Raw genomic sequence first — 12,498 nt, 5'->3', positions numbered from 1 at the left:
TTTTATTTTTCTTTGGTCCAGCGTGATATTAATCACTCAATTTAACCAAACTGTAACTAATTTTAATCGTAAATAAATTGACAACTGCTTGCGGAACATCCATGATAGTAATACGTATTCATATAGTGAAACTTGTCACATGGAATTCCTTGGGTCAAAATTACTAAAATTTGAAATATGTAAATTGGAGGGGAACAGGGTGACTAACATCATCGAACAATTTGGAGAGCCATGCAATACCTCTTGTTTCTCAGAACAGAATGTAGAACGATTAATAAGTATTGGTAAAGAACGTACCTATCCGGATAGTTCTCATTTGTTCTGGGAGGGAGACCTATCTGATAAGCTATTCCTTCTGAAAAGCGGCCGTGTAAAAATCACGAAATCCACAGATGAAGGAAAAGAGCTCATTCTGTACATGTATCAAGCTGGAGATTTGGTTGGCCAAGTTGACCCATTCCATAGCACGAAGCATACCTTCACCGCTGAAGTTATCGAAGAAGCTGAAGTATTACTAATCGAGCAAAAAGATATCGAAATACTCATCTGCCAGCACTGCGATTTCTCCATTGACTTTATGAAGTGGATGGGTATTCATCACCGCCTTACACAGACAAAGTTCCGGGACTTGATGATGTACGGCAAGCCTGGCGCGCTGTGCTCCACACTGATAAGATTATCGAACACGTATGGCGAGGAGCTAGAGGATGGCGGGATTCTTATCAACAAAAAATCACACATACAGATTTATCGAACATGATCGGCGCGACACGCGAAAGTGTGAATCGTATGTTGAGCGATCTCCGCAAGCGCGATGTCATTGAATATGAGAATGGCATGATTGTTATTCGGGAATTGGAACATTTGCGGGAAGTATGTCATTGCGAAATGTGCCCGAATGAGATTTGCCGCATCTAAATCAAATTGCCCTCATGCACGTATATGACATGAGGGCAATCATTATGTTATGCATCTATATTTAGCACTGCAAATAATGTGCTCTCTATAGCGCTTAAAAGGCTGTCATCCGGAATACATGTGCGATCGGGGCATTGCCCCCAACTTCACTCGTTGGCAGCTTTACGTGCAAACCTGCTTCGTCTGAATGGAATGCTACGTTCTGATCTGTACCGACCAATTGGATGTTCGTCACCTTTTCTAGATAAGGAATAAATATGTGATCGGTAACTTCCGATTCCTCAGACGGATATAAGTACGTACAATATACTGTGTCTTCCTTACGAGTAAAGGCACAGCGCTGAGTAAAATAAGGAGCACAAATACGGGTTCCATAAACAGCTTCCCCATAGGTCTCCATCCATGCACCGAGTTCCTTAATCCGTACAATCGCCCCCTCTGGGATGCGGCCGTCAGGCTGCGGCCCCACATTAAGGGCTAGGTTCCCTCCCTTAGCAACCACCTCCATGAGAATGTGCACAAGCTGCCGAGTTGACTTATACTTGTCCTCATATCGGAATGAGAAGGATGTCCCCATCGTAATACAGCTTTCCCAAGGCACATTCATTGCCTCATTTGGAATTGTTTGTTCCGGAGTTATAATGTTCTCATACGGCCCGCCAACCGTGCGGTCGGCAGACAGCAGCCATGGCTGCTTCTCTCTCGCCCTCTCTACCACTTCTCCCAGACGAATATCCTGTGATACGCGGCTTTCCTTGCATACCCAGCCCGCATCCAGCCACAACACATCGATACGGCCGTAGTCCGTCAACAGCTCTATTATCTGTTCATGAGTAAATTGGACGAATTGCTCCCATAATTCAGGATAATCCTGCGGATTATAAGACGGGCCCCGCCATGTCGGATTGCTTCTCTCCATCCCTGACGCCCAATACGTTGGCGTATGCCAATCAGCCTTGGAGAAATACGCTGCGATGGCCATGCCTTTGTCTCGGAACGCATTGAATAAATGCTTGCACACATCCGCATACTTATGGGTATGGAATGGTGTTTGGGCACCCGTAATTTTATAATCTGTCGTTTTCGTATCCCACATGCAAAATCCATCATGATGCTTGGTCGTAAAAATCAAATATTTGAAGCCGCCTTCCGCAGCTAAGTTCGCCCAACGTTCTGGCTCGAAGCGAAGTGGATTAAACGTTTTGTTCAAATCAAAATATTGCTGCTTCAGCTCCTCAGCATCATAATCCCAATCCACACTATCACGCGACCACTCTTCATCGACATCACTAAGCGCCCACGATTCCACGATACCGAGCTGGGAATAAGTGCCCCAATGCATCATTAAGCCGAGCTTCTGATCCTTGAACCATTCCAACTGCTCGAGCAAGATTGGCCGATCAGGCTTCACCCATTCTTCTTCTGCACTGAAATTGTGCACCCCTTGCTGAACAATTTGTTCATCTTGGCGTTGTTGTTCATCATGTTGAATGGTATCACTCATTTTCACTTATCCTCCCATGTCTGATCTTTGATGAAGAACCCAATTATGCTAGCAGAAATATCTAATTCCTAGTAAACCAGAAACATCTTGTGAACAGCAATAAAAAAACATAGACATAAGAAATTTACGGGGAAATCGAATAAACGAGGGGAATTTTTTATAAATGAGGTTCATTATTTAAGCCTAGTCTCTGTCATCAAAAAAAGCCCCCAACGTCCGAAACGCATGCCACGTTTCCCGTTGAGAGCTATAGCTGTCACTCGTTCATGGGGTAATAATAAACTCAATCTGGTCATCAGGCTTCAGTGCAAGCTTCCGGCCTTCGCTTACCGACATCTTTTTCCCGTTGACCTTCAGCGAAAATTCAATGGTGTTTTCCATTTTTCGCTGACCAATGTGAAGCACTTGCTCGCCGTCGTCTGACAAGGAAATTTGTGCAAATTCATCAATCAAATCGTTCACGTTCATGTTCTCTTTCCAGCTGACCACATACGTATTCGTCATTTCTGGAATTGTCTTACCGCCATCAATGCTCAATGTCAATCCCGCTATAGGAAGTGAATTCGTCTTGACATCCAATCGCTTCACATATACGACAATGGTATCGTCAGGGCCGACGATCTTATTCATAGCCTTAGGCTGCCTTAGCTCTTCATCATTCAACAAGATGCCCCACCCCATCTTCGCATCAAGGGCAACTTCTCCAACTGACTGTATCATTCCATCTTCTTCTGAAATCTTCACGATTCCGGTCTGCTTTAATGAATCTGTTACAGTCATGCCTGAGTTCCAATCAATCCCAATATGTTCTGACAAGTTCGGTATATAGGAACCGCCCTCGATAGTAACAGTCACCTTCGAAGCCGGGCTGGATTGCTCTTCCACATGCTGCTCCTGCACAGGAGTCTTGGAGCACGCAGTAATGATACCTATCAACAACATCAATACAACAAGAACTACGGAGTGTTCGGCGTATTTACGGATGTGTATCCATCGACTCTTCATTACGTCAACTCACTTTCTTGCCTTCTCTTACCTATAAGCATACAAGTTTATTAGTCTATTATGCAATAAGATGAGCAAGAAATCGTATCAATCCCGTAATAAAATTGGTTTGATTACCCGTTGTTCGACATGAACATGAGAAAGATCCCTTATTTATACAATTACTTCCTCTAATATTTTCCTCATATAGGTTTTTCGTGCAGCCAAGAAGAATAAAGCCTGCATTACCACGAACATGCTCACTACCGTCAATGCATATCCCATCATATTCGAGTACACGAGATTGCTAAGGGTCTTCAAGGCGAACAGCGTATGGGCGCTTCCAACAATGCAGGGTGCGAAAAAAATAAGACCAACTTGAAACGTGACAACACGCCGAATTTCAACAATGGATAAGCCGATGCGTGTTAGCCCCCTGAAATAGGCCTGGTCATCCTGTAATTCAGTAAACAATTTGAAATAGATGACACTGCCGCTCGCTATAAAGAACAATAAACAAATGAACAACCCTATGAACATGCCAAGCGCAGATACTTGCATCGAACTGCTCCAATCATACACTCGGCTTGAAATTCTTATGCTGTCTTGTTCATCCTCGTTAAACGACAGATGCTCCCTAATCTTCTTGTCTAACGCCAAGGAATATTCCCAATCCGCCCAATTGAATGCATGTCCATATCTTGCCTTCTCCGCCGGCGCTTTCTTGAATAGTTGTTCAAACAGCTCGTCGCTTACAACAAGTACATTGTAAACACCTGTACCTGAATTCAGGACGTTTCTTGTCATCAATTTATGAATATGGCCGGACGCCTGAATGCTGGTGTCGCGAACATTTACCGTAATGGAACCAGGATGGCCATAATATTGCTGCCTGTCATTCTCCCCAGACTCCACCAGAGGCATACGCGTAACGAGAGTCATCTCATCGCGGGCTAACGTAAGCGGTTGTCCTTCATCCATTGCAATAATGCGGTTATATTCCGACACACTCAACATCGCCGCAGAATTTTCGCTGATGTTTGCTTGTGAATAAAACACGTCCACAAACCTGAAGGCAACTTCTTGCTCTACCTTGTTATCGGTACTTTGCGCCCAAGATTTAATCACTTCGGGTTTTATCGGTTGAGGCTTATCCTTGGTCCAAGTAATAACATAGCTTTGCGGCATTTCTAAGAGCTGCTGCTTTCTCGTCGTCTGGTCGAACGCGTAAAAGCTCGCGGTAGCAGTCAATACCACAGCACACAAAATCGACACATTGAACAGCACACGAGCATTGTCCTTCAATTTGAAAGCTGCCTGTGAAATATTCAGCAAATTGGTTCTGCGGTAATACACGCGTTTATTTTTTTGCAAAATACGGATAAGCCCCACACTGAATTGCGTATAAAAGAGGTACGTCCCGAGCACCGTAAATCCCAATATCGGCAGAGCGGTAGCCTCAAACAACCGCACATTCGTCACATAGGCCAAGCTGTATCCCAGTGTTAAAGAAAAGACAGACAGGGCCACGAGTACCCATGAGAATTTAGGCGGTGATTTAGGTTCTCTATGCGCCCGTATCAGCTCAACAATTTGGCTGCGCCCTACCTTCCGCAACGAAAACACCGTAATGCAAGTAAACAAAAGCAGATACCCTGCTGACGTCAATAGGATTGCTTTCGGAACAATGTAAAAGGAAATCGGTGCATCAACGGCCAGTATATGCGATAAAGCCATCAAAAACAGCTTCGTCATAAAAGTGCCAATGCCCATTCCTACTGCAATCGCCAATATGGAAATAATCATGTTTTCATAAAAAACGAGTCTTCTCAGTTGGGGCTTGGTCATGCCGAACAGCGTAAGCAGCCCAAATTCCTGCTGTCTTGATTTCAAGAACGCGGAGCTGGAGTACAAGGTGAAGAAAAAAGAGAAAATGATGATCAAATACTCGCATATCATCATCACTTTTCGAACCTGGTGTCCTCCGGGTACATGTCCATTGATAACGTCAGGATGATAGATAAATGCCGCATACATATAGAAAATCATCACAGCAAATACACTGCTTAAAAAATAGGCGCTGTATCGATGCCAATTCCCCTTTATATTACTTATAGCGAGCTGTCGGAATGTCATCGAAGTTCCCTCCTAACAAGCTTAGCGAGTCTAAGATGTGTTGGAAGAAAATCTGTCGATTCGCACCGCGCCGCAGTTCGGAGAACAATCTGCCGTCCTTGATGAACAAAATTCGCTTACAATAGCTCGCGGCGAATGCATCATGCGTTACCATCAATATGGTTCGATTCGTTCTTTCGTTCAAATCCTCAAGCGCAGTCATAACATCCTTCGCGGCCTTTGAATCCAGATTGCCTGTCAGTTCATCTGCAAGCAGCAGCGAAGGTTGGTGAATGACTGCCCGCGCTATCGCCGTACGCTGCTTCTGACCGCCCGAAACTTCATAAGTACGCTTATCCAATATATGATCGATCCCAAGCCAGCTTGCTGTTTCCAACAGCCTGCGCTCAATCTCTCTAGCAGATATGCCGTCAAGCGCAAGCGGCAATATAATATTTTCTCGAATGCTGAGTGTATCGAGCAAATTGAAATCTTGAAATACATAACCGAGTTCTCTTCTGCGAAAATAGGCCAGCTTGCGATTGCTAAGCTTCGCAGGATCCGTTCCGTTAATAAATACATCTCCAGAAGTTTGCTTGTCTATCGTAGCTAATATATTAAGCAATGTAGTTTTTCCACTGCCTGAAGGCCCCATTATGCCGACAAATTCCCCTTCATCAATGGTCAGATTTATATCTTGAAGAGCCGTATAGGTCATGTTCCCTCTTGTTCCATACACTTTGGATAGTTGCTTAGCTTCTAATACAGGCATATGTGTCCAGCCCCTTCCTTCTTGCAATCCGAAACCCAAATAAATATACACACAGTATACCCTTTCTCTTCATCATGCCAACATCGAATTGGCTTTCATTCCAAGAATTCACCTTACAAAGTTGTCACATTCGTGCTGGCGAATCCATAACAACAGCCCTCTTCCTAATGGAAAAGGGCTGTTAAGAGAAGAGGTTGTGAACTAGTTGTTTTTTATTCATGAATTCAATGCAACCGTTCAAGCAACTGATGGTGCATCGCTCTTGTCCCGAACTTGATCGTTACCGTCGTGCCTTCATGAAGCTTCGATGTTATGTGGATCGAATGACCGAGCTTCGCGCATACTTGTTTAACCAAATAGAGCCCCATACCTGTTGCATCTCCTTCCTTGCGTCCATTCTGACCGGTGAAGAATGCATCAAATACACGCGGCAAATCCTCAGGAGCTATCCCGATTCCTTCATCCTGAACATGGAGGAGTATCGACTCCCCTTCCCGCTCCACCTTGAACGACAGTGATTTGGAGCCCTCTTTGTCTCTCATGTATTTAATCGAATTCGTTACGAGCTGTGTCAGTACAAAGTTCAGCCATTTCTCATCACTATCTACGATCACATCATCGGATTCAATTTTCGGGAAAATTTTATGCTTTATCAACGATTTCTTATTTTCATTCACAACCTGCCGAATAACCTGCTTCAGATTCAAGCCACTAACATGAAGATCCAGCTCGAACTTGTCCAGCCGTGCTGTGCTTAACATCATGTCCAAACCTTTCGTAAGACGATCGGCCTCTTCGCTGACACTGCGCAGCAGTGTCTCTACCTGAGACTGATCGAGCTCATACACAGGCTGCTGCGTAAGCAAATGAATGACGGACACGGGAGTCTTCATATGATGCACCCATTGGTTCGTGAAATGAACATGCTTCTCCCGCTCGTTCCGCATCGTAAGAAGCTCGTTCATAAACGAGCGATATTGACGTGATAACAACGCATGCATTCGTCTCTGCTCCAACGTGCTTGGATGTTGCAGACAAAGCGTGAAATCACTATCGCTCGTATTGGTCTCTGCATTGTACATTTCCTTATACCAGCGCCGCTGGTTCGTATAATCATATACAAGACCAACCATGAGAATGAAAGCAGCAAGCACAAAAATGTATATCAGGCTTTCCTTTGCAGCAAATCGTTGTCCAATACTCAGGTCAAGCCAAACGACGAGCAATGCAATCGCAATCGCAACGAAGCAGGTGCATATGATAACAATTCGATCCCGCACATATTGAAGAAAGGTCATTCCCGGCTTCATTCATTCACCCAAGTGGCCGACATCCGATACCCTTGGCCACGCACCGTCTCTATCGCTTTTGCTATCCCGATTTCCTCCATCTTCTTGCGGACACGAGTAACATTAACCGTTAGTGTATTATCGTCAACAAAATCAACATCGTCCCATAAGGTTTCGAGAAGCGTCTCACGAGAAACGATATAGCCGATCCGTTCCATGAGACAGGCGACGAGGAGCGCCTCATTTTTGGTCAAATCAACTCGCTTGCCTGACCATTCGAGCGTGTTCTTCGCTCTGTGAAGAGTTAGCCCCTGTACCGTCATCTCCTCACCATTTCCTCCGCCGTTAGCCGCATATTCACCGTATGTACGGCGCAACACCCCTTTTACCTTCGCCAAGAGGACATCAAGATGAAACGGCTTCGTAATAAAGTCATCTCCGCCATTCTCGATCGCCATAACTTGATCCATTTCTCCAGTGCGCGCCGATACGAAAATGATAGGTACGTTCGTTTCACTGCGGAATTGCCGGCACCAATAAAAACCATCGAAGGCTGGCAAATGGATATCGAGCAAAATTAAATCTGGATTGATTTCCAGCATTTCTTCCTTTAATTCATTAAATCTTGTCGCTCGAGTTACATTGTAATTATATTTTTCAAGAGAAGACTGTAAAATCGAAGCTATCTTATCGTCATCTTCCACGATCATAATTGTATACATTCCATTACCCCCAGTCAGCGAACATGCTCTAATATATGTTGTTGCCTACTTTCTTTCATCATAACATAAACCTTTTTTTCACGAAGAACGGAGCAGCTTGACATTTATGTAGTGAATTAACGTTTAAGCGAATGTCATATAAAAAACGTATACATAATGAACAAAGCTCCCTTCATATAGACGGGAGCTTGACGTGGTGTTCCTTCATTCCTAAAGGAAATGGAAATATTTAAGTCGTGCGCGGCATTTCTTGATAAGAAATTAGTACGCCGCCTTCCCCCGCATACGTGCCAATGACAGGCCCCATATTCACGAACAGCACTTGATCGAAGTGATACTTATCGAGGAGTTCCTTCATAAATGCTTTAGCTCGTTCTTCGCAATTTGAATGTGCGAAGGCGATCCACTCTTTATCAACATGGCTCCACGCATCGCCCACCTTCTCAATAAGTCGGCGAAGCGTTTTCTGCGTGCCTCGTATTTTCTCCATCACTTCGATCGAACCTTCTTCACTTGCTTCCATAAGCAGCTTAATGTTCAACATCGAAGCAACAGTGCCCTTGAATTTGCTCAAGCGTCCGCCGCGTATGACATTATCGAGGGTATCCAGCGTGAAGTATGTGGTCGTGCGCTTCACTTGATCGCTCAATGTATGAGCAACCTCATCCAGTGTCTTACCAGCAGCAGCCAACTGAGCAGCGCGAACGGCAAGCAGCCCAAGCCCAGCAGATGCTGTTTTCGTATCTATAACTTCAATCCGATTCGGATGACCTTCTTCCTCGAACATCGTTTTTGCCATTATTGCATGATTGTAGGTACTGCTTAAGCTGGAGGTCAAGGAAAGGACCAATATATCTTTATCAGTGCCAAGCGATTGATACATGTGGTAGAAATCGGCTGGCGACGGACTGGACGTCTTCGGTAGTTCTTCCTCCTCTCGCATACGCTCATAAAATTGAGTGGTGTCCATATCAGAGGTAAACACCTCTTGACCGAAACATACGCAAAGGGGTACTACGTGGATGCCGAACTGCTTGACGATCTCTGGAGTCAAGTCTGAACTTCCGTCCGTAATGATGTGAATGGTCATGTCATTCTCCTGTCCTAAATTAAAAGTTAGTTATTATGGCTCATTCGCTTAATTATACGAGCTTGTCCCGGTGTTTACAACGACAAAAGTAGGCAATCTAGTAGAAACAGCAAAAATGCCGAGCACTAACCTGCTGTCAGTTAGGCTCGGCATGCGATGAGTTGTCCGCTGCACATTATTCTTGTTCCGAATGATGAGAGGCTGCGTCCGACTCATCGCAGCATCCGATTGATTCGTTGACCCACTGCTCTGCCCACTTCCCAATGGCCTCCATGACAGGCTGCAGAGCCAATCCTTTTTCCGTAAGTGTATATTCGATGCGTACAGGCGTTTCTGGATATACATTGCGGACTACAATCCCTGCCGCCTCCATATCTTTCATGCGTTCACTCAACATTTTGTCGCTCATGGTAGGAATGAGTGCGGAAATATCCTTAAAGCGCTTAGGCCCACTCAACAGCACTTGAATGAGCAGCCCATTCCAGCGCTTTCCCAAAATGCAGAATGCCGCTTCGAATCGGGGACACATTCCCAAATGTTCTGATTGCATCCGTTCATCCCTCCTTCTTAACTTACAAAATGTAAGCAATATTTATTTTACCATAGCTATGCAAAAAAGAAAACGCGGCTATCGACATATATTACAAAATTTAATGGGCTTGCAAAGAATCTGCAACTTTTGGGGCACGTATGATCATTATAATAGTATGGAGAAAACTTACAACTACTTATTATCCCTAACTGTTTAGGGTTGTATAGTGACGAGGAGGCTTCCTTTGAATTCATTTCACGAAAGCAGAAAAGACAGGTATGCCCGCAAAAAAAGCAACGGCTTCGCAAAATGAAAATGATAGCCGGTATTGGGCTGCTTATTTCGGTTGGGCTTGTATGCATGCTCATTCTGACAATGACAATGCGTGCTGTAGACAATCATTCGGAATTGGTTACTACTTTGAATCCAGATGTGACGCCTATCGCTCCTCTTGACCCGAATCGAGAATATGATCGAGGCGGAGAAAAAAGAGTAATAAGGATACGATCAAGGTGTCATCTTCTCAGGATGCCATTCGAATCATCTTTGCAGGAGATGCGTTGATGGATTGGTCCGTTAAGGAAACCATTCGCAAAAAAGGGCCTGATTATCCATTCGAATACGTTAAAGACGAGGTCAGCAGTGCAGACTATGCCGTAGTGAACTTGGAGACGGCCATCACTCATCATACCGAAAAGGATACAAATCAGCTGTATAACTTTAAATCCGATCCTGCGTCTTTGCAAGGTCTCAAAAATGCTGGTTTTAATCTCGTCACGATCGCCAACAACCATACACTTGATTTTAAACAAAAAGGGTTTCTCGACACTTTAAAGTATTTGGAGCAATATGATATCCCCTATATAGGCGGCGGGAGAAATAAAGAAGAGGCTTATCGCGCACATACTGTAAAGATGAAGGGTAAAACCATTAAGTTCCTTGCCTTCTCCCGATTCATTCCCCAAACCTACTGGTTCGCTGGAAAAGACAGGCCAGGTATCGCAGAGGCATATAATAAATCAAGTGTTCTTCCCGTTATCAAGAAAGAACGTGAAGACTGTGACTACTTGCTTGTTTATCTGCATTGGGGAGTTGAGAAAAATCATCGCCCAGAACCATGGCAGCGCAATTATGCCCGTGAAATGATTGATGCTGGGGCAGACGCCATAATCGGCAGCCATGTTCATGTTTTGCAAGGCTTCGAATTTTATAAAGGCAAACCCATTGCCTATTCCATCGGCAATTTCCTATTTCCCGACTATGTACGCGGTGATAAAGCAGATACAGGTCTCTTGAACCTGACGCTGGATCAAGGAAATATTGAAATGTCCTTTACCCCTTACTTCATCTATAAAGACCAGATTATTAAAAAGGGCGAAGCTTATGATAAAAAGCAATTAAAGTATTTGGAATCCATCTCGATTGGTGTTAAAATTGACGGCAAACAGGTGCGGGATGCAGTGAAGGCAAATGGGAGTGCAACCGCTCCGCCTACACGCTAACCATGCTAGATATGCCGATATCTCGGTCATAAGTCGCGAACCTGTTCCAGGATTCGCGTCTTTGTATGTGCACAGCGTTATGACGCAGCATGTATAGCTAGAAAGAGGAAGGAAGATATAATGTGACACAGCCAAAAATAACAATCATCGGAAGCTTGAACATGGATCTCGTTACCGTTACCTCCACGGTGCCTACACAAGGCGAAACCGTCACTGGACAATCATTTGCGACCATGTATGGAGGTAAGGGAGCCAATCAAGCGGTTGCCTGCGCTCGGCTTCAGGCGGATGTCAGCTTCATCGGATGTGTAGGCAATGACACATTTGGCACGATGATGCTGGACAACTTGACACGCGAAGGCATACATACAGAAGCTGTCGAGGTTCTTCATGACGTATCTTCAGGAACCGCTTCCATTATAGTAAAGGATGGGGACAATCGCATTATTGTCGTACCAGGAGCTAATGCGCTTGTTACACCCGAACGAGTTCGCAAATACGCCGATGTCATACGCCAATCCGACATCATCGTTTTGCAGCTTGAAATTCCTCTTCCTTCGGTACGAGCAGCAATCGAGATCGCGGCTGAAGCACACGTCCCTGTCATCCTTAACCCAGCGCCAGCGTTGGAATTGGATGAACAGTTACTAAGCCTGGTAACAGTAATTACTCCTAATGAGCATGAACTTGCCGAACTGCTCGGCATGTCATCTCAGGGAAATACTTTCGATTGGCAATCTGCGCTGCAGACGATGCCGGGAAAAATCGTATTAACCAAAGGTGCTGAAGGAGCTTATTGGTCGGATGCCAACGGCGAGCTTCATCACTGTCCAAGCCATCATGTCGATGTTGTCGATACAACGGGAGCTGGAGATACATTCAATGGTGCTCTGGCCGTAATGCTCGCAGAAGGACGCACCATGGAACAAGCAATCCGGTTCGCTGCTGCCGCAGGGGCATTGTCTGTAACTGTACTCGGTGCGCAGGGAGGTATGCCGACTCGTGAGCAACTGATGGATTGGATGATGCAGCAACAAGCGTAATATCCCCATTCATTAAGGAGGAAGCAA

Annotated in this window: 10 protein-coding genes and 1 pseudogene; 3 read left to right on the top strand and 8 right to left on the bottom strand. The window is 44.8% G+C overall.

Annotated features, from left to right (window positions below; genetic code table 11):
- Nucleotides 1–199: 199 nt before the first annotated feature.
- Nucleotides 200–918, top strand: a pseudogene (locus PAV_RS12455) (Crp/Fnr family transcriptional regulator).
- Between the two features lie 94 nt (nt 919–1,012).
- Here PAV_RS12455 and PAV_RS12450 read toward each other — a convergent pair.
- From PAV_RS12450 to PAV_RS12415, 8 genes are all read right to left on the bottom strand, one after another.
- Nucleotides 1,013–2,422 (bottom strand): alpha-L-fucosidase, encoded by a 1,410-nt coding sequence (locus PAV_RS12450; RefSeq protein ID WP_005546624.1) that lies wholly within the window; start codon nt 2,420–2,422, stop codon nt 1,013–1,015.
- Between the two features lie 264 nt (nt 2,423–2,686).
- Nucleotides 2,687–3,427 carry a hypothetical protein gene (locus PAV_RS12445; protein ID WP_005546622.1) on the bottom strand — a complete coding sequence of 247 codons (741 nt, stop codon included), beginning with the start codon at nt 3,425–3,427 and terminating at the stop codon, nt 2,687–2,689.
- Nucleotides 3,428–3,580: 153 nt separating this feature from the next.
- Nucleotides 3,581–5,542: an ABC transporter permease gene (locus tag PAV_RS12440; protein WP_005546620.1), complete on the bottom strand. Its 1,962-nt coding sequence runs from the start codon at nt 5,540–5,542 to the stop codon at nt 3,581–3,583.
- Nucleotides 5,514–6,293, bottom strand: a complete 780-nt coding sequence (locus PAV_RS12435; protein ID WP_040735918.1) for an ABC transporter ATP-binding protein — start codon at nt 6,291–6,293, stop codon at nt 5,514–5,516. The genes PAV_RS12440 and PAV_RS12435 overlap by 29 nt, the downstream gene beginning before the upstream one ends.
- A 224-nt stretch (nt 6,294–6,517) precedes the next feature.
- Complete coding sequence (locus tag PAV_RS12430) at nt 6,518–7,603, bottom strand: sensor histidine kinase (protein WP_005546616.1); 1,086 nt, start codon at nt 7,601–7,603, stop codon at nt 6,518–6,520.
- Nucleotides 7,600–8,304, bottom strand: coding sequence for a response regulator transcription factor (locus PAV_RS12425; RefSeq protein WP_005546614.1), 705 nt, complete (start codon nt 8,302–8,304; stop codon nt 7,600–7,602). The genes PAV_RS12430 and PAV_RS12425 overlap by 4 nt, the downstream gene beginning before the upstream one ends.
- A gap of 229 nt (nt 8,305–8,533) precedes the next feature.
- Nucleotides 8,534–9,394 carry a DegV family protein gene (locus PAV_RS12420; RefSeq protein WP_005546612.1) on the bottom strand — a complete coding sequence of 287 codons (861 nt, stop codon included), beginning with the start codon at nt 9,392–9,394 and terminating at the stop codon, nt 8,534–8,536.
- A gap of 175 nt (nt 9,395–9,569) precedes the next feature.
- Nucleotides 9,570–9,944: a winged helix-turn-helix transcriptional regulator gene (locus tag PAV_RS12415; RefSeq protein WP_005546610.1), complete on the bottom strand. Its 375-nt coding sequence runs from the start codon at nt 9,942–9,944 to the stop codon at nt 9,570–9,572.
- Nucleotides 9,945–10,438: 494 nt separating this feature from the next.
- On the opposite strand from PAV_RS12415, the gene PAV_RS12405 reads away from it, so the two are divergent.
- On the top strand, nt 10,439–11,428 hold the full coding sequence (locus PAV_RS12405; protein ID WP_238555815.1) for a CapA family protein: 990 nt from the start codon (nt 10,439–10,441) through the stop codon (nt 11,426–11,428).
- A gap of 122 nt (nt 11,429–11,550) precedes the next feature.
- A complete protein-coding gene (gene rbsK, locus PAV_RS12400) occupies nt 11,551–12,471 on the top strand; it encodes a ribokinase (RefSeq protein ID WP_005546606.1) in 921 nt (306 codons plus the stop codon).
- Nucleotides 12,472–12,498 lie beyond the last annotated feature (27 nt).

Source organism: Paenibacillus alvei DSM 29 (genome assembly GCF_000293805.1).
Taxonomy (GTDB): Bacteria; Bacillota; Bacilli; order Paenibacillales; family Paenibacillaceae; genus Paenibacillus_B; species Paenibacillus_B alvei.
The sequence above is the reverse complement of the archived record's forward strand: the minus strand, read 5'-3'. Positions and strand labels throughout refer to the sequence as shown.